The organism is Pseudooceanicola aestuariicola (genome assembly GCF_045763785.1).
Lineage (GTDB): Bacteria > Pseudomonadota > Alphaproteobacteria > Rhodobacterales > Rhodobacteraceae > Pseudooceanicola.
The window spans coordinates 814,508-839,622 of the sequence record NZ_JBJGSF010000001.1; the positions used below are offsets into that span (position 1 = coordinate 814,508).

The following is a 25,115-nucleotide window of genomic DNA, read 5'->3' on the forward strand; positions in this document are numbered from 1 at the left end:
GGGGTCCGCTGATGTCGGCCGATCTGAATATCATCCTCCCGGAAATCCTGCTGTCCGCCTTTGCGATGCTGGCGCTCTTGGGGGCCGTCTACACAAGCAAGGACAAACTTGCCCCGGCGCTGACGTGGATCACCGCAGGTGTCATGGCGCTGATCGCGCTGTGGATCGCCCTGACGGGGGAAGGCACCAACCCGGCATTCGGCGGCATGTTCGTCGATGACGCCTTCGCACGCTTTGCGAAGGTAACCCTGCTGCTGTCTGGCGCCATCGTTCTGGTCATGGGCCAGCAATACATGGAGCGACGCAACATCCTGCGGTTCGAATATCCCATTCTGGTCGCACTTTCGGCGGTCGGGATGATGATGATGGTGTCGGCCGGGGACCTGATCGCGCTCTACATGGGGCTCGAACTGCAATCGCTGGCGCTTTACGTCGTCGCATCGCTGCGTCGTGACTCTGTCCGTTCGACCGAGGCTGGTCTGAAGTACTTCGTGCTGGGCGCGCTGTCCTCGGGTCTGCTGCTTTATGGTGCATCGCTTGTCTACGGCTTTGCTGGCACCACGCTGTTTTCCGGCATCGTGGCTGCGGCGGGCGAAGGCCAGGCGGCACTTGGCCTGTTGTTCGGGATCGTCTTCATGCTGTCGGGTCTGGCCTTCAAAGTCAGCGCCGTGCCCTTCCACATGTGGACCCCGGACGTCTATGAAGGCGCACCGACCCCCATCACAGCCTTCTTTGCCACGGCCCCCAAGGTTGCGGCCATGGGCCTGTTCGCCCGTGTGATGCACGACGCCTTCGGTGGCGTGGTCAGCGACTGGCAACAGATCGTGGCCCTGATGTCGGTTCTGTCGATGTTCCTTGGCGCGATCGCCGCCATCGGCCAGACCAACATCAAACGCCTGATGGCCTATTCGTCTATCGCCCACATGGGATACGCGCTGATCGGTCTTGCCGCCGGGAATGAGGCGGGCGTCAGCGCCATGCTGACATACATGGCGATTTATGTGACCATGAACATCGGGACTTTCGCCTTCATCCTGTCGATGCAGCGCGATGGCGAACCGGTGACCGATATCGCGTCGCTGAACCTCTACGCCAAGCATGAACCGGCCAAGGCGCTGGCGATGCTGGTGCTGCTGTTCTCTCTGGCGGGTGTGCCGCCGATGCTGGGCTTCTTTGCCAAGCTGGGTGTCTGGCAGGCAGGTATCGCGGCTGACATGGTCTGGCTGGTGGCGCTGTCCGCCGTAGCCTCGGCCATTGGTGCGTATTACTACCTGCGCATCGTGTTCTTCATGTACTTCGGTCAGGAAGGCGCGCAGCTGGATAGCGGCAAATCCCCGGTTCTGTTCACGCTGCTGATGGCATCGGCTGCGGTGATGATCCTTGGCATCGTGAACCTGTTCGGGATCGATGGCATGGCGCAGGCCGCCGCCGCGTCGCTGGTCAACTGATCCTATGACGGACGCATTGTCATGGCCTTCGGGCCATGACCGCATCATCCTAGACAGTACCGACAGCACCCTGTCAGAGGCGCAGCGCCGCCACGCCGCAGGGATCAACCAACCGACATGGGTACTGGCCCTGCACCAGACCCAAGGCCGCGGACGGCGTGGGCGCCCATGGTCCATGCCCAAGGGCAACTTTGCCGCCAACTTGATCCTGCCCATAACCGATACACCCGACCGGATCGCCCTGCGTAGTTTTACGACCGCGCTGGCGCTATATGACGCCTGTGTGGCGGCGACCGGACGGACCGACAGTCTGGCGCTGAAATGGCCGAATGACGTGCTGCTGAACGGCGGCAAGCTGGCCGGTATCCTGCTTGAGACATTGCAGTCTGGCGGGCATGTCACCGCGGTATCCATCGGCATCGGCGTGAACCTGGTCGCCGCCCCCGGCGCAAACGAGGTCGAAGAGCGCGCCCTGCGCCCCGTCGCCCTGACCGAACAGGGACCGGCCCCATCGCCCGAGGATTTCCTGACCTTCCTCGCCGCCGCCTTTGCGCGCTACGAGGCGCAATTCCTATCCTACGGCTTCGCCCCGATCCGCACCGCGTGGTTGACCCGCGCGGCACATCTGGGCGATCAGGTCACGGCACGCACGGGGACCTCGGAAACCATTGGCACGTTTGAGACGATCGATGACCACGGTCAGATCGTCCTGACCACATCCCAAGGCCGCCAGACCATCGCGGCCGCCGATATCTTCTTCTAACTTCAGGAGGCAGCGGATGCTTCTCACCATCGACACCGGCAATACGAACACCGTCTTTTCTATCTGGGACGGAGAGAAGTTCCTGTGCACCCTGCGCACCTCGACCGAACATCAGCGGACGGCGGATCAATACTACGTCTGGCTGTCGACTCTGCTGAGCCACCATAAGATACCGATGGACATCAACGCGGTCATCATCTCGTCCACCGTGCCGCGGGTGGTGTTCAATCTTCGGGTCCTTGCCGATCGCTACTTCAACTGCCGTCCTTATGTCGTGGGTAAGCCCGAATGCCTGTTGCCCACGCAGCCGCGCGTGGACGAAGGCACAGTCGTCGGCCCCGACCGTCTGGTGAACGCAGCCGGCGGGTTTGACCGTTATGGCGGTAACCTGATCGTGGTGGATTTCGGCACGGCGACCACCTTTGATGTTGTGGCAGAAGACGGCGCCTACGTCGGCGGCATCATCGCGCCCGGTGTGAACCTGTCGCTGCAGGCCTTGCACGAAATGGCCGCGGCGCTACCTCATGTCGACGTCACCAAACCGCAGAAGGTTATCGGAACTAATACCGTGGCCTGCATGCAGTCGGGCGTGTTCTGGGGCTATGTTGGGCTGGTCCGTGAAATTACCGAACGTATCAAGGCGGAATATGAGCGCCCGATGAAGGTTATTTCGACCGGAGGCCTTGCGCCGCTCTTCGCGCAGGGCGATACGCTCTATGACGAATTTGATGAATTCCTGACGATCCACGGCTTGCGGATCATCTACGACTACAATCGCGAACAGGGCAACGTATGAGCAATGAACGGCTGATCTATCTCCCCCTCGGCGGCGCCGGGGAAATTGGCATGAACGCCTATGTCTACGGCTATGGCGCGCCCGGAGAGGAACGGCTGATCCTTGTCGATATCGGTGTCGCTTTTCCCGATATGGACACCACCCCCGGCGTCGATCTGATCTTTGCCGACATCACGTGGCTGGAAGAACGCAAGAACCAGCTAGAGGCCGTGTTCATCACCCACGCGCACGAAGACCACGTCGGCGCTATCGGCCACCTGTACGAACGTCTGGGCATGCCCAAGGTCTATGCGCGTGCCTTCACCGGCAACATCGCGCGCGGCAAGCTGGCGGAATACGGGGTAGGGGACAACGCGGTCAAAATCTGCAACGCGTGGCCCGATCAGGTGGACGCGGGCCCATTCAAGGTGGGCTTCCTGCCGATTTCGCACTCCATCCCCGAAAGCTCTGCACTGGTCATCGACAGCCCCGAAGGCCGCGTGATCCACACCGGTGACTTCAAACTGGATGAAACCCCGCTGGTGGGTGAGGCGTTCAACGAGGAACTGTGGAAAGAGGTCGCGTCCTCCGGGGTCCGCGCGCTGATTTGCGATTCCACCAACGTTTTTTCGCATAACGAAGGCCGGTCCGAAGCCGTTGTCGGCCCCGAGATCACCAAACTGGTGAACGAGTCGACCGGCATGTTCGTCGCCACGACATTTGCCTCGAACGTCGCGCGGGTGAAAACGCTGGCCGACGCGGGTGCCGCTGCCGGGCGATCAATCTGCCTGCTGGGCCGTGCCATGCGCCGGATGATCGAGGCGTCTATCAAGACCGGCGTGCTGTCCGATTTCCCGACCGTCGTATCGCCCGAGGATGCCAAGAACATCCCGCGCGAAAACCTGATGCTGATCGTCACCGGATCGCAGGGTGAACGCCGTGCAGCCTCGGCCCAATTGGCGCGAGGCAAGCATATGGGGCTGACGATGAAGGAAGGCGACACTTTCCTGTTCTCGTCCAAAACGATCCCCGGCAACGAAAAAGGCGTGATCCACATCATCAACTCGTTCTCGGAACTGGGTGTGGACATCGTCGACGACAGCTCTGGCCTTTATCACGTGTCGGGCCACGCGAACCGCCCCGACCTGCTCAAGATGCACGAAGTGGTGAACCCGCAGATCGTCATCCCGATGCACGGCGAACACCGCCACCTGCGCGAACACACCAAGCTGGCCGAACAGAACCGTCGCAAGGGTGTTCTGGCCGTCAACGGCACGATGGTATCGCTGTCGGGCAATGCGCCCGAGGTGGTAGAATATGTTGAAACCGGGCGGACCTATCTGGATGGGTCTGTTCAGGTGGGCGCGCTGGACGGTGTTATTCGCGACCGTATCCGAATGGCACTGAACGGTCATGTGACCGTGACGGTGGTTCTGGACGAAAACGACGATCCGCTTGGCGATCCTTGGTGCGACCTGATGGGCTTGCCGGAAATGGGGCGGTCGCAAGCCGCGCTGCAGGACGTTCTGGAAGAAGACCTGAGCCAGTTCCTGAACCGTGCAAATGGCGCGACCTTGTCCGATGACGGCAAGATCGAAGAGGCGCTGCGCCGCGTGGTCCGCCAATCTGCCAACGACGAAATCGGCAAAAAGCCCGAAGTCACGGTTGTCGTCAGCCGCCTGACTTAACCCTGTGCCTCGCGCATAAGCTCGGTCACCGATGATCGGGCCAGCGCGGGGGCAAGGAACTCTAGCCCCGCTTGCCGGTCCCGCGACCAGCGCCACGCCACCTTGGCATAAAGACAGCCAGCAATGGTCAGCGCTTGAACCTGGCGTATGTCATACAGCGATACATGCATCGGTAGTTCGACCCGCGCGCCGCCTAACGACAGGTCGATGACGCGCAGGCTGGCTTTGGTCGTCGGAAAGTCCGCCACGCCCATCAGATTGACGCAGACGCGAACCTGTTGGCGTTGGTCGATCACTGATGCAAGTTTATGCATAAAAAAAACCCCTACCGATCCTATTCGGAAGGGTAGGGGCTGCATCTTAATAATAGCTGAAGATCGTTGCTTAGCCGGCGCGCCGTTCGTCAAAGCTCAGCGCGATAAAGCTGGGCATGTGATCGCCCATGCCGACGACTTTGTTGTCGTCCTTGCGACCGCCGCCACCGCGACGACGCCCACCGCGATCGCGGCCCTTGTCATCATTTTCACCAGCTGCTTGCGTTTCGGCAGGGGGGGTATCTGCCACCTTCGTCTCTACTGCAGGCATTTCTTCTGCCTTTGGCTTCGACCGGCTGCGCGTCCGCTTCGGCTTTTCGTCTTTGGTTTCAGCGGCGTCCGGCGCGGGCTTCGCGTCCTTTGCTCCCGGAACCTCTAGGCGCGGTATGGTTTGCTCAACCAAGCTTTCGATATCGGCAAGGTTCTTTTCATCCCGCGGGACGCAGATCATGATCGCTTTACCTTGGCGACCTGCACGACCTGTCCGGCCGATCCGGTGCACATAATCCTCGGCGTGCGAAGGCACGTCGAAGTTGAACACATGGCTCACGTTCGGAATGTCCAGACCGCGTGCGGCCACGTCAGAGGCGACGAGGAACCGAAGGGTCCCATCGCGGAAGCCATCCAGTGTCTTCATTCGCTGCGATTGGTCCAGGTCACCGTGGATCGGCGCAGCGTCGTAACCGTACTTTTTCAAAGACTTCGCCGTAACGTCGACGTCCATCTTGCGGTTACAGAAAATGATCGCATTCCGGCAGGCCTCGCCTTCGGATTCAATCAGATCGCGCAGCACGCGGCGTTTCTCGGATGCCTCGCGATCCTTGCGCGACCCTTTGAACATGACCACGCCCTGTTCGATCGTCTCAGAGGTGGTCGCCTGACGCGCCACTTCGATCCGGGCAGGAGCGGAAAGGAAGGTATTGGTAATTCGCTCGATCTCGGGCGCCATCGTAGCCGAGAAGAAAAGCGTCTGCCGCGTGAACGGCGTCAAAGAGAATATGCGTTCGATATCAGGGATAAAGCCCATGTCGAGCATCCGGTCAGCTTCATCCACGACCATGATCTGAACGCCCGTCAGCAAAAGCTTACCACGTTCGAAATGGTCAAGTAGGCGGCCCGGCGTCGCGATCAATACATCGACGCCACGGTCGATCAACTGGTCTTGTTCCTTGAACGAGACCCCACCAATCAGCAAGGCTTTGGTAAGCTTTAGGTGCTTGGTGTAAGTGTCGAAATTCTCGGCAACTTGTGCGGCCAACTCACGCGTCGGGCAGAGGACAAGGCTCCGCGGCATCCGCGCACGGGCACGCCCTTTGGCAAGCAGCGTAATCATCGGCAGCGTGAAGCTGGCTGTCTTACCTGTTCCGGTTTGCGCGATGCCCAGAACGTCTTGTCCGAGCAGGGCTGGCGGAATCGCGCCGGCCTGAATGGGGGTCGGCGATTCGTAACCGGCCTCGGCAATAGCTTTCAGGACCTTGGGGTCCAGATTCAAATCAGTGAATTTTGTCATACGTATCCGTGGTTTGCGGACACGTCTTGGCCCGCTCGGCGATTTGGACCTTTTGCCCCTATGGCAGAGTATAACTCAATTCGGTCCAATTAGCGCGGTGGTATAGAAAAAACACTGTTTCGTCAAACAGGTACCCGTTACGTCGCTGCGGGGCTGTCGCCGAAATGTTTTTCACGGACCTCCTCCAACGGCAATTCGACCCGACGCAATAGCCCTTCGGCGGCGAGGCGATCGAGATGACCGGGGGTCGACGCACAGACTTCGTCAAAGAACAACCTTAGCGCGCTTTCCCCACCTTCCGCTTCTATCATGGCAAACAATTCGTGAAGCGACAGGCCGCCCTTGTCGCGCGGGCGGTCAGGCTTCAGCTCTGCCCGATACGATCCTTGTTGATGACGGAAGCGATAATGGGCCAGCCAGTCGGGCCAAGATTTGGCGTGCATATGCGCCAAGGCGACCTGATCGAATTCTACAGAATTCGGGTTTTCCTGACCGTCCGAGTAGACGTTATGAATTTTGAAGTCGGCATCTGGCAGTCCGGCCCGGACAAAGATTTTGCCCGCGACATGGCTAAGGAACCCACCGTTCAGGTAGGGGCCATAGGTTGGCCAGACACGCTCGGACTGGGAACGGCGGGTTTGACGATCCAACGTCAACGTCTTGAAATTCCAGTATGTCTGAGGCTCTGCAGGTTGAGCCAAGGCCTCCATCGGCCGCATGCGCGCGACTTGAGTGCCTTCGGTCAAACTCGATAGCAAAGTGTCGATTGGCGCCTCGGGGATCAGAAATTCGTCCACGTCGATATGCGCCAGCCAATCGACATCGGCTCGCCGTCGATACGTCCTTGTGGCATTGCGAACCTGACGCACCTGATGTTTTTTGGGACGCCTGCCGCGCTGGTCCCAATAGGCGTCGTCCGTGACGACCGGCCTGATCCTTGGATGAGTCTTTAGTTTTTCCAAAAGGTTCTCATCTGGCGCATCAAGGTAAAGGTACAACCGATGCGCACCCATTTCCAAATGCCATGCGGCGAATGCCAGAACCTCTGCCATCGGGGCGCGGACGGTCGAGACAATGCCCCAAGTCGTCATCGCAAAAGTTCCGGGTACCAGCGGCTTAAGGGCCCTTCCAAATCCAGTGGATACTCCAGCAACATATTTCGTTTACCAAGTTTCTCGATCAGCGACGGCGTTGCCTCAGCGACTTCTGAAAAAAGCATCCGAAAGCCGTCTTCGCCCTCTTCTGCTTCCAGAAAATCAAGAAGCTCGGCCAGAAGGAACCGTTCGCCAATCTTGTTACGATAGGAGCCCTTGCTGCGCCTGAAGGCCAGATGTCTTTCAAAGGTCTCCCAATCCGGAGCATGCGCGTGACCCAAAGGCAGGTCGGGCAGGGTGATCCGATTAGAGATCCGTTCACCATGCCAAAAAGCCATATGGATGCCCAACCGAACCTTTTCGGCCCGTGGTTGTCCGCCTGCGCGCAGCAGGATCTTGCCCTCCAGATGGCTTAGAAACCCTCCGCGTAGGTAGTGTCCGAAATTCGGATAAACCTCTCTCAACGCGGCTTTTTTCAATCCGGCGTCCGTCGCAGTGCGTTTGAAAAGGCGTCCTTCACCACCAGCAAGCTGTTCGACCGGTGGGACGCGCAGCGCCGCGCAATCGTTTGGTATGTCGGCCAGAATATCCGTCATAGATTTTGGCGGCAGCAGAAACTCGTCCATGTCGATATGGGCCAGCCATTCGTGACGGGTGTTGCGCCATTCCTCGGTTGCGTTGCGCACCTGACGCAGTTGATGTTGCTCTGGCCTAAAGCGGCGGCGGTCCCAATGTGCGTCGTCACAGGCCACCAGTTTGACCCGGGGATGCCGCAAGGCTTCGATCTGGGCGGCATCTGGGGCGTCGAAGTACAGCGATACGCTTTCGGCCCCGAGTTCAAGATGCCAGGCGACAAACCGGGCGATGGCGGTTGTGTCGCCTTTGACCGTCGACACGACACCCCACGTGGGCGGCCCGGCGGGGGGGAGGGGAAGTGCGTGAGCTGTCCAGTCCAACGTTCTGACATGGCGAAACTCTTGCGAGTTATCCACAGTTGGGTGAGCCAAGGAGCCGTCAGGAAGCGTCATAGGATCAGACTGTCCTGTCGTGGCGCGTCTGACAAGTCTGGATCAGGCCATCATTTCCTTGGTCGCCGTCAGTGTCACATCCGGGTAATCCCGCTCGACCCGGTCGATGTCCCACTGCAAGCGCGTCAGGTAAACGACGTCGCCATCGTGGTCTTCGGCGATATGCTGTTTGTTCGCTGCGGCAAATTTTTCAACGGCTTGGCGGTCACCCTTCACCCATCTGGCCGAGGTGAACTGTGACTGATCAAACCGTACGGGTAAGCCGTATTCCATCTCAATCCGGCTGCCCAGAACTTCGAATTGCAGCGGCCCGACGACGCCGACGATAAAGCCCGATCCGAAGGTCGGCTTGAAAACCTTGGCCGCCCCTTCTTCTGCGAATTGCATCAAGGCTTTCTCAAGGTGTTTCGCCTTCATCGGATCGCCGGCGCGCACAGATTGCAGCAGCTCTGGTGCAAACGACGGGATCCCGGTGACGCGCAGCGCCTCACCCTCTGTCAGGGTGTCGCCGATGCGCAGCTGGCCGTGGTTCGGAATGCCGATGATGTCGCCGGCCCAGGCCTCTTCGGCCAATTCGCGGTCAGCGGCCAAAAACAGGACCGGGTTGGAAATCGCCATCGGCTTTTTCGTCCGGACATGGGTCAGCTTCATGCCCCGCTCAAAGTGGCCAGAGGCCATGCGGACAAAGGCGACGCGGTCCCGGTGCTTGGGGTCCATGTTGGCTTGGACCTTGAAAACAAAGCCGGAAACCTTTGTCTCATCTGGCGAGATCTGGCGCGGCTCGGCAGATTGAACCTGCGGTTCGGGCCCATAAGTCCCGATGCCGTCCATCAGTTCTTTGACCCCGAAAGAGTTGATAGCAGAGCCAAACCAGATCGGCGTCATATGCCCTTCGAGCACCGATTTCCGATCAAGCGTCGGAAGCAGTTCGCGCGCCATCTCGACCTCTTCCACCAGCTTTTCCAGCAGGTGGGCGGGCACATGTTCAGCCAGTTTCGGATCGTCCAGACCTTCGATCTGGATCGTCTCGGCCACGCGGTTCCGGTCGGCGCGGTCCATCAATTCCAACCGATCGCGCAGGATGTCATAACATCCAACAAACTCTGACCCCGACCCGATAGGCCAAGAAGCGGGCGTGACGTCGATCGCAAGGTTTTCTTGGATTTCGTCAATAATATCGAAGGTATCGCGGCTTTCACGGTCCATCTTGTTGCAAAAGGTCAAGATGGGAAGGTCGCGCAGACGGCAAACTTCGAACAGTTTCTGCGTCTGGCTTTCCACACCCTTCGCCCCGTCGATCACCATCACGGCGGCATCCACGGCGGTCAGCGTACGGTACGTATCTTCGGAAAAGTCCGAGTGGCCGGGCGTGTCAACAAGATTGAAGCGGAAGGTCTTGTAATCAAAAGACATCGCAGAGGCCGATACCGAGATGCCGCGATCTTTTTCCATCTGCATAAAGTCGGACCGCGTCCGCCGCGCTTCGCCCTTGGCACGGACCTGACCGGCCATCTGGATCGCCCCGCCGAACAGAAGGAATTTTTCCGTCAGGGTCGTCTTGCCCGCATCCGGGTGCGAGATGATCGCGAACGTACGGCGACGTGCGATTTCGGGCGGCAATTCGGGGCGGTTCTGGGGCGTGTCCAACATGGCGCGCATATAGCCGTGGCCCGTGAGGCGCGCAAGCGTGTCAGAAGGATGCGATGTTTAGCGGAATAGGCCGGCTGGGGCAGTTTTGGGCCAATCCGTTACACCGGCTGGGGCGATAAGCCTCCGACACAGGGTGATCCCGTCGCGCCTTCAGGCGTGACTGGGAAGGGTATCCGCCAGTTCTCGATCAACTTTATTGGGCTCAGAGTCGCGCACACGGGCATCAACCATCAACGTTTCCGCGGCGATGCCTTCGGCGTAAATGATCTCGTGCTGGTCAAAAAGCAGTTGGAAATATTCAACAAATCCGCCGTCCTGCTGAGTGATCGTGTCGCCGTTCACAAGGTGACGCGCCTTCACCAGTCCCTCTCCAGTCTTTCCTGTCGTCCGATCAATGAACAAACGATGGTCAGGGCTGACCACCAGATCATGGGCGTTGTTTACGGCACCTTTGCGGATGGCAATTGGCGCGAACTCTCCGACGGCGCGGACGGTCGAATGGCCAATCCAGCGAATTTCCTGAACGCCGTTGTCTCGAGTTTGGACGCGGTCGCCGATCTTTAGCGCTTCGATCTTTTTCTGCGCGCCAGAGGCCAAGGTGATCTTGGTCCCGCGCGTGAACGACACGCAGGCGACCTCGGCAAATTTGTGGGCGGCGTCACGGTCTATCCCGACCAGAGTATAATCGACCCGCGGGCTTAGCGGAGCGAGGGGCAGGGCGTAAACGGCGGTGACCGCGTCGGCCCGGTCGAGTTCGACCAGCACCAGCACCTCGGTCGTGGCGCCGTCGGGGGACATGAATGTCAGGCAAGAATCCAGATGTAGTACGGCCCCGGGCGTGCCGGTGCCAGTATCGTCGCTGACCGTTATTGCGCCAGTGTTCGTGGACTGAATGCCCAGACGATGTTGCGCGGCGTCCTCGGAAAACCAATAGGCGTCGTCCAGCGCAAGCTCTGCCGCGAAGGTAAGGTCGTCGCCTTCGTTCGCGCCATGCATGCAGGTCAGGTCACGGCCCAGATAGACCGGAAGGCTTGCTGCAGGTTTCGCAATGGCCGAAATCATGGGGTATTCACCTTTCCAAACGTCGAACGGGGCGGGGTGCAGATTAGCTAGGGGTGGATTGTGGCGGCTTCCGGGCAAGTCCCGGGTGTTTTGCCGTCATTGTTGCGTTTCCGGTCGGTAATCGAAATAACATGGGTTTCGCGAACATAAGGATAACGGGCACCGCCCGAAGGGAGTGGACATGGACCTGGGAATTTCAGGTAAGCGCGCGATTGTTTGCGCGTCGTCAAAGGGTTTGGGGCGCGGTTGCGCGATGGCGCTGGCGGCAGCGGGGGTGGACCTTGTGGTCAACGCACGCGGCGCCGAGGCGTTGGAGAAGACGGCGCAGGATATCCGCGACCGGTACAACGTGAACGTCACCGCTGTGGCGGCGGATATCACCACAGACGATGGCCGGGCCGAGGTGCTGGAGGCCGCAGGCGACATCGACATTCTGGTCAACAACGCAGGCGGCCCCCCGCCAGGCTTTTGGACCGATTGGGACCGCGAAGATTTCATCGCCGCGCTGGATGCCAACATGCTGGCCCCGATCGCGATGATGAAGGCCTTGGTGCCCGACATGATCGAACGCAAATGGGGCCGCGTGGTAAACATCACCTCGGCTTCGGTCCGGTCACCGATTTCGCAGCTTGGTCTGTCGAACTCGGCCCGCGCGGGGCTGACGGGCTATGTCGCGGGGACGTCCCGGCAGGTGGCACAGCACGGTGTGATCATCAACAACCTGCTGCCCGGCCTGCACGCAACAGATCGCGCCAAATCGTTGGCCGAGGCGACGGCGAAACGCGAAGGCGTCAGCGTCGAGATGGCCGAGGCGACGCGCGACGCCGCAAATCCCACCGGACGCATTGGCTCTGCCGCGGATTTCGGGGCGACATGTGCCTTCATGTGCTCTCAACACGTGGGCTTTATGGTGGGGCAGAACATCCTGTTGGATGGTGGGGCTTTCAACTCCACGATGTAGATGGCGAAGAATTTCTCATTAAAAGACCAGCTGTTTAACGCGGAAAAGGTCAGCTATCTGGCTGGCCTTTTTCGTGCGCAAAACCCTGAATTTGATCCGAATTTTGAAACCCGGTGCCTGTCGCGTTTCCCCGAGCTTGAGCTGAAAGAACGGATTGCATGGATCGCGGAGTGTCTGGTTCCAGCACTGCCCGACGATTTCCCCGAAGCGGCGGACCAGATCACAGCCGCGCTCCCTCCGCCATTGGACCCGACCCTGCGCGACGATGATTTCGGTGATTTCATATTCTGTCCCTTGGGCGAATATGCCGTCCTGCGCGGGCTGGAGGATCACCCGGACCGGGCGCTGGTCCTGCTGGAAGAGGTGACGCAGCGGTTTTCGATGGAATATGCGATCCGCCATTTCCTGAAGCGCTGGCCGGATCGGACCTACGCAAGGCTTAACGATTGGGCCGAACATTCCAGTTATCACGTCCGCCGATTGGTCAGCGAAGGCACACGGCCTCGGTTGCCTTGGGGCGCGGGTATCACCACGGACCCTGCGCACGCCCTGCCGTTGCTGGACAGGCTGCACTCCGATCCCACGCGGTTCGTGACGCGATCAGTCGCGAACCACCTGAACGATATATCAAAAAAAGATGCCGCGCCTGTCTTGCGGGCGCTGACCGCTTGGTCAGAGGCGGGCAGGCAAGAGCCGAAAGAACTGGCGTGGATGACCAAACACGCCTTACGGGATCTTGTGAAAAAGGGCGATCCGCAAGCCCTGCGTCTGCTGGGGTACGACCCGGGCGCTGAACTGGGCGTCGCGCTGAGCTTGCCAGCAACGGCGCAGATCGGCGAAGCGGTGCAGATCACCACGACCCTGACCAGCGCGACGGATCTCGCCGTTCTGGTTGATTACGTGATGACCTTTGCCCGTCCGGGGGGGCGCAGTCGGCAAAAGGTTCATAAGCTTGCGATCACGAACCTTGACGCTGGACAGCCGCTTAGTCTGACCAAACGACACAAACTGCCCGCAGACGCCACGACCTATAGCCTGCACCCCGGCCCGCACGAGATTGCCATTCAGGTTAACGGTATCATCCGCACGCGTGGCATCGTAACCCTGACCGCCTGACGACAAGCGCCAGCCCTTTACGAGAGCGATCCGCTTTGCTACCCGTCCGAAAGCCTTAGTAATTTGATCGGCAAAGACCTTGGTTACGCCCCCACGCTTGGAAATCCGGAACCTGACCCGCCATTTCGATGGCCGTCCGGTCGTGGATGACGTGTCGCTGTCGATCTACCCGGGACAGGTGACCTGCCTGCTAGGCCCGTCGGGTTGCGGCAAATCGACGACACTGCGGATGATCGCCGGGGTCGAAATGCAGGATAAGGGAGAGATCTGGGTCGACGGCAATCTGGTCTGCGACACCGTTTTTCGCGTTCCGGCTGAACGTCGTCGGATCGGCCTGATGTTTCAAGACTTTGCGCTGTTTCCGCATCTGACCGTGGCCGACAACGTGGCCTTTGGCCTGAAGGGCAGTAGGGCGGAAAATCGGGCGCGCGTGGAAACGATGCTGGACCGGGTGAACCTGCGCCGCTTTATCGACGCATGGCCGCACGAGCTGTCCGGCGGTGAACAACAGCGTGTCGCCTTGGCCCGCGCTTTGGCCCCCGATCCGCGCATCATGCTGATGGACGAGCCGTTTTCCGGCCTAGACAACCGCCTGCGGGATGAAATCCGCGACACCACGCTGTCGATCCTCAAGGATACGGGCACGGCGGTTCTGCTGGTCACGCATGAGCCGGAAGAAGCGATGCGCATGGCTGATGACATCGCGCTGATGCGGCACGGCAAGATCGTCCAGCAGGGCGCGCCCTACAATATCTACAACGCCCCGCGGGACAAGGAATCGGTGGCGTTCTTCAGTGATATTAATGCCATCCGCGGCACCGTTCGGAATGCGCTGGTCGAAACGCCCTTTGGCCAGTTCCTCGCCCCCGGTGTCCCGGACGGGCAAGAGGTGGAAATCGTCATCCGTCCTCAGCACCTGAAAATCGACTTTGACCGCGACGGGCAGGGGCCACTGCCCACGGCGCAGGATGGAACGCCAGCTCGCGGCACGGTGATCCGTGCGCGGTTCATGGGAAGTGAAAGCCTGGTCGAATTTCGCATGGATCACGACGGGTCAATCCTGAAGGCGACAGTGCCCAATGTTTTCCTGCCCAAACCCGGCAAAGCCCTGTGGCTGACCCTGCGACGCGACCGCTGTTTCGTCTTTCCGGTGACTGGCTAGGCACCATAGGCGATTTGCCGCGCCCTCAGGCCCTTTTTTCTACGCCAATCCAAGGATTGCACCTTCCCCTTGCGGGGCTTAGCCATTAGATACGTCTGGACTTTCGCACCGGGGATACCGTTCCCCGACGCACATGGGGAGAGAACTGATGCTCAACAATATCGGCCTTCCGGGCCTTCTGCTGATCGCCGTGGTCGTGCTGGTCCTCTTCGGACGCGGCAAGATTTCGTCGCTGATGGGTGAGGTCGGCAAAGGCATCACCGCCTTCAAAAAAGGCGTGAGCGACGGCACCAAAGAACTGGAAGACTCGCAGGCGGACGAAGCACGCGACGTCACGCCTGAAGAAGAAAAAGACAAGGCGTAATCCACCATGTTCGGCATGGGCTGGACCGAGCTTTTGCTCATCGGCATCGTCGGCTTGATCGTTGTAGGACCCAAGGACCTTCCGGTTCTGTTCCGCAACATCGGCCAGTTTGTCGGTAAGGCACGCGGAATGGCCCGAGAGTTTTCTCGCGCCATGGAAGAGGCTGCGGATCAGTCCGGTGTCAAAGAGGCGACGGATACGCTGAAAGGCCTGACGAACCCGGCCAAATATGGCTTGGACAAGGTCAAAGACGCCACCGACTTTACCAAGTGGGAACCCGGCTCGAACACCGCCAAGCTGGCCGAGGATCGCGCCGAAGCAGCGAAAAAAATCCACGCAGCCAGTGCCGAAAAAGCCAGCCAGCGCCGCGCCGCCGAAGAAGCGGCAGCGAAGGCCGAAGCAACTGGCCCGGGGGCATCCCAAGCAGATGCAACGCCCGACGCGGCAGCAGCCCCTGCGGCCAAGCCAGCGACGGATACCGCTGCGTCCGCAAAGGCCAAAACAGCGAAGCCAAAGGCTGACAAGCCAAAGACCGCCAAGCCTAAGGCCAAACCTAAAACGGCAAGCGCCAAGGCGACGGACACGAAGGACAAAGCATGAGCGCGGCCCACGACGAGATCGAAGACAGCTCTGCCCCGCTGATCGAACACCTGGCCGAACTGCGCAACCGCCTGATCCATTCGGTGGTCGCCTTCATCATCGGCATGGTGATCTGTTTCACCGTCTGGAACCCGATCTTTAACTTTCTCACGCAGCCGCTGTGTGACGCAATGTCGGCCCGTGGCCAGACGGGCGATTGCGGCCTGATCCTGATCAAGCTCCAAGAAGGTTTCTTCGTCGCGATCTCGATCTCGCTTCTGGGCGGGCTCTGCCTGTCCTTCCCCTACATTGCACTGCAGATGTGGCGGTTCGTGGCGCCGGGCCTTTATCGCTCGGAAAAAGGGGCGTTTCTGCCCTTCCTGATTTCGTCGCCCCTGATGTTCTTCCTGGGCGCTTCTTTTGCCTTCTACGTCGTGACGCCGCTGGCTTTCGACTTTTTCCTGGGCTTCCAGCAACCCGGATCGGTCCTGTCGGACGAAACGGTTGAAAACGGCATCGCCGGCATCGCCTTTCAGGGGTCCGCGCAGGAATACCTTTCGCTGACGATCAAATTCATCGTGGCCTTTGGCCTGTGCTTCCAGCTGCCCGTCCTGCTGACCCTGATGGGTAAGGCTGGTCTGGTGTCGGCCGAAGGTCTTGGCAACGTTCGTAAGTATGCGGTGGTCGCCATCCTTGTGCTGGCCGCTCTGGTTACGCCCCCGGATATCATCACGCAGGTGATCCTGTTCGTCGTGGTCTACGGCCTATACGAAATTTCCATCTGGCTGGTCCGTCGGGTCGAAACGAAACGCGAGGCCCGCCTGCGCGCTGAAGGCTATTACGACGACGAGGAAGAAGACCTTGCCGACGAAGAACCCGAAGTCGACGAACCCGCCGAAGACCCGCTTCTGAAAGAAGACCCTCTCATGAAGGAATTCGACGAGGACGAAGACACCTCGGGCGATGACGCGGAAGAGGACGACCCCGGCCAGGTGGATGACACCTTCAAGCCCGATCCCGGCGCGCCCAAGAAGTAATCCGCGCCGGAGCGTAAGAATGACCGACGATAGCCAAGCGCAGCTGACCCGTATCGCCGAGGCGTTGGAACGTATGTCTCCTGCGCCTCTGGCCTCGCCCGATTTTGACGGCGCGGATGCCTTCGTCTGGGAAACCGACCCTGAACGTCTGACGCCCGTTACCCGCGTGTCTCGTGTCGATCTGGACCTGCTTGTGGGCATTGACCGGTCGCGCGACACACTGCTGGCGAACACGCGCCAGTTCGCCCAGGGGCTGCCAGCCAATAACGCGCTGTTGTGGGGCGCACGGGGCATGGGTAAATCCAGCCTCGTCAAAGCGATCCACGCCAAGATCAATCAAAGCACCCCGCTGAAAATCGTCGAACTTCAGCGCGAAGACCTGCCAACCGTATCCCGGCTGATGCAGATCCTCAGCCGCAGTTCTCATCGGTTTTTGCTGTTCTGTGACGATCTGAGCTTTAGCCACGACGACCAGCACTATAAATCGCTTAAGGCGGTTCTTGACGGCGGCATCGCCGGGCGGCCCGAAAACGTGCTGTTCTATGCGACGTCCAATCGTCGTCACCTGATGCCGCGCGATATGATCGAAAACGAACGCTCCAGCGCCATCAACCCCGGAGAGGCGGTCGAGGAAAAGGTATCCCTGTCCGACCGCTTCGGTTTGTGGCTGGGCTTCCATCCCTGTGATCAGAACGACTATCTGGCGATGATCGACGGCTATTGTGCGGCCCATGGCTTGAAGGTCGACCCCGAAACCTTGCGCGCCGAGGCGATCGAATGGCAAGCTACCCGCGGCGCCCGCTCCGGGCGGGTCGCGTGGCAGTTCTTCACCGACCTCGCAGGACGGCACGGCGTTGCGATCAAGGGATAAGTCCCCCAATCCGCTTCTTCTGGTTGGTAAATACCCTCGGGGTTGAATGGCCCGGAGGGCCAGAAGGGGCAGCGCCCCTTCACCCGATCAGCCTTTAGACCTTAGTTCAGGTAATCCATGGGATCGGTCGCCTCTAGGCCCTTGCGCACCTCGAAATGCACATAGGGCGACGCGCCCGACCGGATTTCCGCCAGCTTCTGCCCGCGCGACACGGTTTGACCTTCCGACACGGCGATATTGTCGACGTTGGAATAGATCGTCAGCAATTTGCCCTGATGGCGCACGACGATCACCCGGACGTTGTCTGCATCCGATGTGATGGCCGCTACGGTACCCGCATCCGCCGCCCTGACCGAGGTGCCGGGATCGGCGGCAATATCAATGCCATCGCTCTTGCCGCGGGAATATTCGCGGATGATGCGCCCTTTGACCGGATAATCCATCGCCGCGCTGGAACTTGGCGCGCTTTGCTGCTGGCTCAGGTCAGGGGCCGCGGTGGGTTCCGAACGCGTGGGTTCTGGCGTCGCCTCGGCGATTGGGGCCGTGTCTTCCTGTGGCAGCGGCCGCGCAGCACTGGGCGGGACGGGCGTGGGTGTTCCGGTGCCCGGCGGCTCTGTCTCATCCGGGATGTCCCGAACGGGGGATGGCTGTGCGGCCACGGGGATAAGCAGATACTGACCTTCCCGAATGGTGTAATTGCTGTCGAGGCTGTTCCAATCCGCAAGAGATCGCACGGACACGTCATAAAGCCGCGAAATCGTATAGGCGGTTTCTCCGCGTTTGACCTGATGGCGCACAGGCTCTGGACCGGTCAGCTGATCCTGTGCCGGGGGCAGGGTAGCCACTTCGACACGCTGGTCGCCCGCGCGGTCGATGGCGTTGCCGGCCAGCGATGCGATATCGACCTGATCGGCGGGCAGTATGGGCCCGGTTCCTGTGGCACCCGTCGCGGGCGACGGTTCTGCGACGCGCGTCGGCAGCGCCAGAATCTCGCCATTGCGCAACCGGTCATCGGCGCGAAGGCCATTGTAGCTGGCCAAGCCCTGTGGATCGACACCGATCCGCGTGGCCACGTCACGTACCGTGTCGCCACGGCGCGACACCACGACCTGATAATTTGGATAGGAAATGATCCCGCGATCATCGGGCCGGGGACGGTCCAAAGTGGCTGTCTGTGCCGCCGCCGTCGTGGAAAATCCACCCAATCCGCCCCGAAGGTCGAAATCGGGGTTTTCGCAGGCCGCAAGTGCGATCAGCGCCACGCTCCCAAGCAAAACTCGCAGCGCGCTGGTGTTTGATCCAGCGATCCCGGCCATTCGTTGCATCTGTCGATCCCTCATCCGCCCCGTTTTCCGAGGCTTTATCACCCAAGACGCGCCCGCGTCGTTATTCGTCTTTGGCAAGCCCTTCAACCAGCGGAACAAAGCGCACTGGCCGCAGCTCTTCGTAATCGTATCCCGTCTCTAGCCTGTGCACGCGGATCAGGCTTTGCACCGTGTCCGACTGCCCGACGGGTAACACCATGATACCGCCGATCTTCATCTGAGCCAAGAGCGGCCCCGGCGCATCCTCGGCCGCGGCGGTCACAATGATACGATCAAAGGGCGCCTGATCGGGCAACCCGTGACTGCCGTCGCCCACGAAGGTGGTCACATTGCCTAGCTTCATCTTGTCGAACACGACCTCGGCTTCGCGCACCAAACGGGGGTGGCGGTCGATCGTATAGACCCGGCGCGCGATCTGCGCCAGCACGGCCGCCTGATATCCAGAGCCGGTCCCCACCTCCAGCACCCGATGCCGCGGTTCGACCTTCAGCGCCTGCGTCATCAATCCCACCACCGACGGCTGCGAAATCGTCTGGCCGCAGGCGATTGGCAGAGGCATGTCCTCATAGGCGCGTTCCGCGAACAAGCCTTTGACGAAATCGCCCCGGTCCACCTTTTCCATCGCTTCCAGCGTCGCAGCCTCGGTCACGCCACGGGATCGCAGCGTGAAAAGGAACTGCATCTTGCGTTCCGCAACAGAAGGCGTGTCGTTCATTCGATGCCCTTGAGGCTGTCCAGCACGTCATGTGCCGTCAAATCCGCCCGCATCGGCGTGACCGAGATATAGCGATCCAAGTTCACCGCCGCATCCGTTCCGGGGGCAGAGCCTTTGCGCTGATCGGTGCCACGCGCCCACAGGAAACGACGCCCGGCGGGGGACAAATGCGCCTCGACCGAGAAGGTGGTGCCGGGGCGGATGCCCTGTGGGGCGACACGAACGCCTGCCACCTGATCGGCAGGGCAGGGCGGGAAGTTCAGGTTATAGAACAGACCGTAGGCGTTGTCGTTCGCGGGCGCGGTGTCCAAGACTTTGCGGATCACGTCGGCGCCGTGCTGCCCCGAGGCCTCGAACGGGTCGTCGATGTCGAAGTTGTCGGGCCCGAGGTACTGAGACAGCGCAAAAGCGGGCAGGCCCTGCAACGCCCCTTCCATCGCGCCGCCCAAAGTACCGGAATAGAGCGCGTTCTCGGCCGAGTTATTGCCGCGGTTCACGCCCGACAACACCAGATCAATGGGCTGATCCTTCAGCACATCGTGGATGCCCGCCATGACGCAGTCTGCGGGCGACCCTTCGGCGGCAAAGCGGCGATCGCCCATTTTCGAAATCATCGTGGGGTGGGTGTAGGAAATCATATGCCCCACGCCCGATTGTTCGAACGCCGGGGCGACGACCCAGACTTCGCCGTCAGGGCCGGCCAGTTCGGCGGCGATCTTTTCCAGAACCTTTAGCCCCGGTGCATTGATGCCATCGTCGTTGGTAATGAGAATACGCATAAGTCGCCCCGCTGCCTGTTTCGGTCTGAATACCTAGGGCCGCGTGGGGGGGCAAGCAACGACCCGTTTCCGGGCCCAATCCAAGGTGCGGGTGAATCCTTTCCGCAACCCTTGGGCGCTTAGCCCAACTGCGCCAGCAGGCGCGCGGCTTCGATATCCGGGTGGACCAGCGCGTCGCGATCTTCGCCGGGGTGGAACCGGGCGCGCAAGGCGGTGGGCATCGGGTTAGGTGTCAGGATGTCGACACGGGGTCCCGAAGTTGCAGTTTCCGCGGCCCAGACGCGCGCCAGCGAAATTTGCGCGGCTTTGGTCGCACCGTAAGCCCCGTGGAATTTCTGCTCGGTCGCCGGGTCGTCAAAGAACACAGCCCGCCCATCAGTGCCCAGAAGCGGCGAGATGAAGGGGATCAGGTGGCCCATGCAGGTGACATTGCACTCGACCGATTTGGCCCAATCCTTGGCGTCGATATGCGCGGCGGGTGACAGCGGTGCGGTGTGGATCGCGGTGTGCGCCCATAGGGCAATCCCGCCCCACCGGTCGTGGATCGACCGGCACAACTGCGCCATGGCATCCGCCTTGGTCACATCCATCGGGGCCAGCGTGGCAGACCCGCCAGCCGTTTTAATGGCGTCGTCCAGTTCTTCCAGCGCGCCCACGGTTCGGGCGACGGCGACGATATGATGGGTCGGGGCAAGGGCGCGGGCCAGCGAAGCGCCAAGGCCCCGCGACGCACCGGTGATAAGGGCGATCTGGTCAGTCATGCCAGCGGTTTGGCGACTTTGCGCTGGCCCGTCAAGCGGCGGCTGCAGCTTAGCCTTGCGGCATGGTCAACGTCTTGACGCCGCCAAGGTTGCTGATCTGCACGACACCCGGCCCGATGGCCTGTACCTGTGCCAGCCCAATCCGGTCGCCCGGTTCGACTTTGCGCACGTCGCCCCCTGAAAAGCGCACCAGCGCTTTGGGCCCTTGCGGGTCAATCATCGTGCCCAGCAGCGCCATCCCACTCAGGTCCAGCGCCTTTTCGTCGGTCGCCAGTTCAGCGACATTTTCCGGCGTATCACTCATCTTTGCCTCATGTTCTTCAGCGCCTCTTTGGACGCGAGAAGCGGGCATTTGGCTGAGGATCAGAACAAAGGAAAGAGGTCGCGACGCGCACACGCCGTCACAGGCAGAAAAGCGCCGCAGCGCAGCATGGGCATAGGCGCCGTCATGCTGATCACGGGCGGTTAACCTAGTTGTTACAGGTGTTGGGGGTGGCGAAGGGGCTTATTCAGCCGCCTTCAATTCGAACCCACGCTGGATCATATCCGACGGCTCCACCGGATATTCCCCCGAGAAGCAGGCGTCACAGTACTGCGGACACTTGGCATTGCGCCCTTCGGCCGCGCCAACAGCCCGGTACAGCCCGTCCAGAGAGATGAACTTGAGGCTGTCCACCTGCAGGTGATCACGCATCTCATCCTCGGACATGGTTGCGGCCAGCAGCTTTTCACGCTGCGGCGTGTCCACACCGTAGAAACAGGGCCAGGCGGTCGGAGGAGAGGCGATGCGGAAATGCACCTCTGCCGCGCCAGCATCCAAGATCATCTCTTTGATCTTGCGGCTGGTCGTCCCGCGCACCACCGAGTCGTCGACCAAGATCACCCGTTTGCCTTGGATAAGCGCGCGGTTGACGTTCAGTTTCAGGCGGACACCCATGTTCCGGATCTGCTCGGTCGGCTCAATAAAGGTCCGACCCATGTACTGATTCCGCGTGATCCCCAGACCGAACTCGATCCCGCTTTCCGCAGCGAACCCGATGGCCGCAGGCGTACCGCTGTCTGGCACGGGGCACACCAGATCGGCCTCGACCGGGGCTTCGCGGGCCAGTTCCACGCCGATCTGACGGCGCGTTTCATAGACCGAGCGGCCGCCAATAATGCTGTCGGGACGCGAAAAATAGACATGTTCAAAGATGCAAAAGCGCGACGCCATCTTGCGGAAGGGAAAACGGCTCTCGACGCCCTGATCGGTGATCACCACCATCTCTCCGGGTTCGATTTCGCGCACGAATTCCGCGCCGATGATATCCAGCGCGCAGGTTTCCGACGACAGGGCATAGCCATCCGCGACTTTGCCCAACACCAGCGGACGCACCCCAAGGGGATCGCGCACACCGATCAGTTTGGTGCGGGTCATCGCAACGACAGAGAATGCGCCTTCGGTCCGACGCAGCGCGTCTTCCATCCGGTCTGGGATGTTGCGCTGCAACGACCGTGCCATCAGGTGGATGATGCATTCGCTGTCCGACGACGATTGGAAAATAGCGCCGCGTTCGATCAGTTCTTTGCGAAGCGCCTCGGCATTGGTGATGTTGCCGTTGTGGGCCAGCGCGGCCCCGCCCATCGCGAATTCACCAAAGAACGGTTGCACGTCGCGGATCGCGGTCTGGCCTTTGTTCCCGGCGGTGGAATAGCGCACATGCCCGATGGCCAGCGGCCCCGGCAGCGTGTCCATCACATCGGAAGACGTAAAGTTATCACGCACATAGCCCATCCGCCGGGCCGAGTTGAAGCCGTGTTCAGGGTCATGGACCACGATCCCCCCGGCCTCTTGCCCACGGTGTTGCAGGGCGTGCAGACCAAGCGCGACAAAGCTGGCCGCATCAACGGCGCCAATGACGCCGAAGATACCACATTCTTCTTTTAGCTTGTCGTCATCCCACGGAAGCGTCGGCATACGCGCTTCCATGTCGGCGTGGTCATCAGAATGGGCAGTTTTGGGGGTCTGGCAGGACAAGGCGTGCTCCGAATCCGGTCGGTCTCGTGCCCCTCATAAAACCTATGAACCGAAGTGTCACGAAAGGATCACAATACCGAGGCGCAGAACGCCAAAACGTGAAGAGCGGTCGTTTGATACGCGCGATTACTGTTCGCAGGTGCCGATCAGCTGTTCGTATTGCGTGGTGACCCAGCCCAAGGCGGCCTGCGGGTCTTCGCTTTCGAACTTGCCGGTCACTTGGCCAAACACCTGTGCAGACCGGCTATTGTCGACCACGGCGGTCTGCTGCGACGAAAACATCGTGTTGTACACGAAGAACGCGATCGCCACCAAAAGCAGCCCACGCGCCACGCCGAACAGGAACCCAAGCGCCTGATCCAACCCGCCAAGCGCAGACCGTTGCACGACGGATGCAAACAACGGCGTGAACAGCGAGGTGATCAGAAGAACTACGGCGAACACAGCGGCAAAGCCGGTGATCATCGACAATTCGCAGTTGTCCGAGATGAAATCGCCAATGACCGGGATTTCCTTGACCAGCGGCGCGACCTGCGGGGCGAAAATGAACGACAGGATGCCTGCCGCGATCCAGCCACCGATGGCCAGACCTTCGCGCACCAAGCCGCGCGAATACGCCAGCAGCGCGGACAGAACGATGACCACCGCAACCACGGCGTCAATAACTGTGAAACCTTCCATCCGCTTGTCCCTTTGCCTTGGCGTCAACCTGCGCCGAATACTTCGCCTACCACCGCCGTCAAGTCAGACATTTCGCGCAGCGACATCCCATCCCGGCCTTTGATCTTGCCACCGGCCGGGGCTATGGCGGAGGAAAAACCAAGTTTTGCCGCTTCTTTCAACCTGTTTTCGGTCTGACCCACCGGTCGAAGCGCGCCGGAGAGTGATATTTCGCCGAAGACGACGCTTTCGGACGGCAAGGCAACGTCTTCTCGGGCCGACAGGATGGCTGCAGCCACCGCCAGATCGGCAGCCGGTTCGCTGATTTTCAGTCCGCCCGCCACGTTCAGGTAAACGTCGAGGCCCGCGAACGGGATACCACACCGCGATTCGAGCACCGCAAGGATCATCGCAAGCCGTCCACCATCCCAACCCACGACCGTGCGGCGCGGCTGGCTGTGCGGGGTCGGGGCGACCAAGGCTTGAAATTCGACCAACACGGGCCGCGTGCCTTCGATCCCGGCAAAAACGACTGATCCGGGCGCGGGTTGGCCACGTTCCGATAGGAACAAGGCCGACGGGTTGGTGACCTCGGCAAGGCCAGAGCCGGTCATTTCGAACACGCCGATCTCATCCGCCGGGCCAAAGCGGTTTTTTACGCTGCGCAGGATACGGAACTGGTGGCCTCGCTCGCCTTCGAAATACAGTACGGTATCGACCATATGTTCAACGACGCGGGGACCAGCGATCTGGCCTTCCTTCGTGACGTGGCCCACGAGGATAACCGCCGCGCCTCGTCGCTTGGCAAAGGTCGTCAGTTCCTGCGCCGTGGCACGAACCTGCGATACTGAACCCGGCGCGCTGTCTACGTTGTCCGACCACATCGTCTGGACCGAGTCGATGATGACCAGATCGGGCCGTTCTTCATCCAGTGTGGTCATGATATCGCGCAGCGAGGTTTCGGTTGCCAACTGCACCGGCGCGTCGCGCAAACCCAGACGTGCGGCACGCAGACGGACCTGCGCGCTGGCTTCTTCCCCGGATATGTAGAACGTTTTCAAACCGGTAGAGGCAAACTTGGCCGCGGCCTGCAGCAAGAGCGTCGATTTCCCGATGCCCGGATCCCCCCCGACAAGAATTGCCGACGCAGGAACCAGACCGCCGCCCAGAACCCGGTCCAGCTCATCCATGCCCGAGGCTGTGCGCGGCGGCGGGTCTTCCTTGGTCGACAGGTCCGACAGCACCAGTTTACGACCGCGCGCGCCCTTCAGCGCCTTGCCGGGGCCAGAGGACAGCGGCGCCTCTTCTTGCAAGGTGTTCCATTCACCGCAGCCATCGCATTGCCCGGCCCATTTCGAATGACGGGCGCCGCAGTTCTGGCAGGTATAGGAGATTTGAGGTTTGGCCATGGCATATCTTGTGGCGCGTCACTGCCA

Annotated in this window: 25 protein-coding genes; 11 read left to right on the forward strand and 14 right to left on the reverse strand. The window is 60.6% G+C overall.

Translation table 11 applies throughout. The annotated features are described in order from the left end of the window. The first annotated feature begins 11 nt into the window (after positions 1-11). Genes nuoN through ACI3GR_RS03645 form a run of 4 tightly spaced genes read left to right on the forward strand, consistent with a single transcriptional unit; the run spans position 12 to position 4,674 of the window. Entirely contained in the window at positions 12-1,448 is a 1,437-nt protein-coding gene (gene nuoN / locus ACI3GR_RS03630; protein WP_407492672.1) for an NADH-quinone oxidoreductase subunit NuoN, read from the forward strand. A 4-nt stretch (positions 1,449-1,452) separates the two neighbouring features. Then, entirely contained in the window at positions 1,453-2,211 is a 759-nt protein-coding gene (locus tag ACI3GR_RS03635) for a biotin--[acetyl-CoA-carboxylase] ligase (RefSeq protein ID WP_407492673.1), read from the forward strand. Positions 2,212-2,227: 16 nt separating this feature from the next. Further along, the gene (locus ACI3GR_RS03640) at positions 2,228-3,007 is read left to right on the forward strand and encodes a type III pantothenate kinase (protein WP_407492675.1); all 780 of its coding nucleotides are present in this window, start codon (positions 2,228-2,230) and stop codon (positions 3,005-3,007) included. After that, complete coding sequence (locus ACI3GR_RS03645; RefSeq protein ID WP_407492676.1) at positions 3,004-4,674, forward strand: ribonuclease J; 1,671 nt, start codon at positions 3,004-3,006, stop codon at positions 4,672-4,674. The genes ACI3GR_RS03640 and ACI3GR_RS03645 overlap by 4 nt, the downstream gene beginning before the upstream one ends. Here ACI3GR_RS03645 and ACI3GR_RS03650 read toward each other — a convergent pair. The 6 genes from ACI3GR_RS03650 to ACI3GR_RS03675 all read right to left on the reverse strand — a co-directional run bounded on the left by ACI3GR_RS03650 (position 4,671) and on the right by ACI3GR_RS03675 (position 11,332). Next, positions 4,671-4,988, reverse strand: coding sequence for a PilZ domain-containing protein (locus ACI3GR_RS03650; RefSeq protein WP_407492677.1), 318 nt, complete (start codon positions 4,986-4,988; stop codon positions 4,671-4,673). The two genes, ACI3GR_RS03645 and ACI3GR_RS03650, sit on opposite strands and share 4 nt — an antisense overlap. A gap of 70 nt (positions 4,989-5,058) precedes the next feature. Next, entirely contained in the window at positions 5,059-6,498 is a 1,440-nt protein-coding gene (locus tag ACI3GR_RS03655) for a DEAD/DEAH box helicase (protein WP_407492678.1), read from the reverse strand. 137 nt (positions 6,499-6,635) lie between these two features. After that, positions 6,636-7,589: a glycosyltransferase family 2 protein gene (locus tag ACI3GR_RS03660; RefSeq protein WP_407492679.1), complete on the reverse strand. Its 954-nt coding sequence runs from the start codon at positions 7,587-7,589 to the stop codon at positions 6,636-6,638. Next, positions 7,586-8,488 (reverse strand): glycosyltransferase family protein, encoded by a 903-nt coding sequence (locus tag ACI3GR_RS03665; RefSeq protein ID WP_407492680.1) that lies wholly within the window; start codon positions 8,486-8,488, stop codon positions 7,586-7,588. The genes ACI3GR_RS03660 and ACI3GR_RS03665 overlap by 4 nt, the downstream gene beginning before the upstream one ends. Positions 8,489-8,662: 174 nt before the next feature. After that, positions 8,663-10,270 carry a peptide chain release factor 3 gene (locus tag ACI3GR_RS03670; protein ID WP_407492682.1) on the reverse strand — a complete coding sequence of 536 codons (1,608 nt, stop codon included), beginning with the start codon at positions 10,268-10,270 and terminating at the stop codon, positions 8,663-8,665. 150 nt (positions 10,271-10,420) lie between these two features. Then, positions 10,421-11,332: a Hint domain-containing protein gene (locus tag ACI3GR_RS03675; protein ID WP_407492683.1), complete on the reverse strand. Its 912-nt coding sequence runs from the start codon at positions 11,330-11,332 to the stop codon at positions 10,421-10,423. A gap of 181 nt (positions 11,333-11,513) precedes the next feature. Between ACI3GR_RS03675 and ACI3GR_RS03680 the strand changes: the two genes are divergently transcribed. From ACI3GR_RS03680 to ACI3GR_RS03710, 7 genes are all read left to right on the forward strand, one after another. Further along, the gene (locus ACI3GR_RS03680; protein ID WP_407492684.1) at positions 11,514-12,293 is read left to right on the forward strand and encodes an SDR family NAD(P)-dependent oxidoreductase; all 780 of its coding nucleotides are present in this window, start codon (positions 11,514-11,516) and stop codon (positions 12,291-12,293) included. Further along, positions 12,294-13,409: a YhaZ family DNA alkylation repair protein gene (locus ACI3GR_RS03685; RefSeq protein ID WP_407492685.1), complete on the forward strand. Its 1,116-nt coding sequence runs from the start codon at positions 12,294-12,296 to the stop codon at positions 13,407-13,409. It abuts the gene before it with no gap. A 79-nt stretch (positions 13,410-13,488) separates the two neighbouring features. Then, positions 13,489-14,571, forward strand: coding sequence for an ABC transporter ATP-binding protein (locus ACI3GR_RS03690; RefSeq protein WP_407492686.1), 1,083 nt, complete (start codon positions 13,489-13,491; stop codon positions 14,569-14,571). A 148-nt stretch (positions 14,572-14,719) separates the two neighbouring features. Then, positions 14,720-14,935, forward strand: coding sequence for a twin-arginine translocase TatA/TatE family subunit (locus ACI3GR_RS03695; RefSeq protein WP_407492687.1), 216 nt, complete (start codon positions 14,720-14,722; stop codon positions 14,933-14,935). 6 nt (positions 14,936-14,941) lie between these two features. Further along, positions 14,942-15,535 carry a Sec-independent protein translocase protein TatB gene (gene tatB / locus ACI3GR_RS03700; RefSeq protein ID WP_407492688.1) on the forward strand — a complete coding sequence of 198 codons (594 nt, stop codon included), beginning with the start codon at positions 14,942-14,944 and terminating at the stop codon, positions 15,533-15,535. Then, on the forward strand, positions 15,532-16,551 hold the full coding sequence (tatC, locus tag ACI3GR_RS03705; protein ID WP_407492689.1) for a twin-arginine translocase subunit TatC: 1,020 nt from the start codon (positions 15,532-15,534) through the stop codon (positions 16,549-16,551). The genes tatB and tatC overlap by 4 nt, the downstream gene beginning before the upstream one ends. Positions 16,552-16,570: 19 nt before the next feature. Continuing rightward, positions 16,571-17,422, forward strand: coding sequence for an ATP-binding protein (locus ACI3GR_RS03710; protein WP_407492690.1), 852 nt, complete (start codon positions 16,571-16,573; stop codon positions 17,420-17,422). A 101-nt stretch (positions 17,423-17,523) separates the two neighbouring features. Here ACI3GR_RS03710 and ACI3GR_RS03715 read toward each other — a convergent pair whose 3' ends face one another. From ACI3GR_RS03715 to radA, 8 genes are all read right to left on the reverse strand, one after another. Then, a complete protein-coding gene (locus ACI3GR_RS03715; RefSeq protein ID WP_407492691.1) occupies positions 17,524-18,747 on the reverse strand; it encodes a peptidoglycan DD-metalloendopeptidase family protein in 1,224 nt (407 codons plus the stop codon). Between the two features lie 61 nt (positions 18,748-18,808). Continuing rightward, the gene (locus tag ACI3GR_RS03720) at positions 18,809-19,462 is read right to left on the reverse strand and encodes a protein-L-isoaspartate(D-aspartate) O-methyltransferase (RefSeq protein ID WP_407492693.1); all 654 of its coding nucleotides are present in this window, start codon (positions 19,460-19,462) and stop codon (positions 18,809-18,811) included. Further along, a complete protein-coding gene (surE, locus tag ACI3GR_RS03725; RefSeq protein ID WP_407492694.1) occupies positions 19,459-20,241 on the reverse strand; it encodes a 5'/3'-nucleotidase SurE in 783 nt (260 codons plus the stop codon). The genes ACI3GR_RS03720 and surE overlap by 4 nt, the downstream gene beginning before the upstream one ends. A 119-nt stretch (positions 20,242-20,360) precedes the next feature. Further along, positions 20,361-21,002 (reverse strand): SDR family NAD(P)-dependent oxidoreductase, encoded by a 642-nt coding sequence (locus ACI3GR_RS03730; RefSeq protein ID WP_407492695.1) that lies wholly within the window; start codon positions 21,000-21,002, stop codon positions 20,361-20,363. 49 nt (positions 21,003-21,051) lie between these two features. After that, entirely contained in the window at positions 21,052-21,306 is a 255-nt protein-coding gene (locus ACI3GR_RS03735) for an amidophosphoribosyltransferase (RefSeq protein WP_407492696.1), read from the reverse strand. A gap of 201 nt (positions 21,307-21,507) precedes the next feature. Next, positions 21,508-22,959, reverse strand: a complete 1,452-nt coding sequence (gene purF, locus ACI3GR_RS03740) for an amidophosphoribosyltransferase (RefSeq protein ID WP_407492697.1) — start codon at positions 22,957-22,959, stop codon at positions 21,508-21,510. A gap of 186 nt (positions 22,960-23,145) precedes the next feature. Then, the gene (locus ACI3GR_RS03745) at positions 23,146-23,700 is read right to left on the reverse strand and encodes a CvpA family protein (protein WP_407492698.1); all 555 of its coding nucleotides are present in this window, start codon (positions 23,698-23,700) and stop codon (positions 23,146-23,148) included. A gap of 23 nt (positions 23,701-23,723) precedes the next feature. Then, complete coding sequence (radA, locus tag ACI3GR_RS03750) at positions 23,724-25,088, reverse strand: DNA repair protein RadA (protein WP_407492699.1); 1,365 nt, start codon at positions 25,086-25,088, stop codon at positions 23,724-23,726. Positions 25,089-25,115 lie beyond the last annotated feature (27 nt).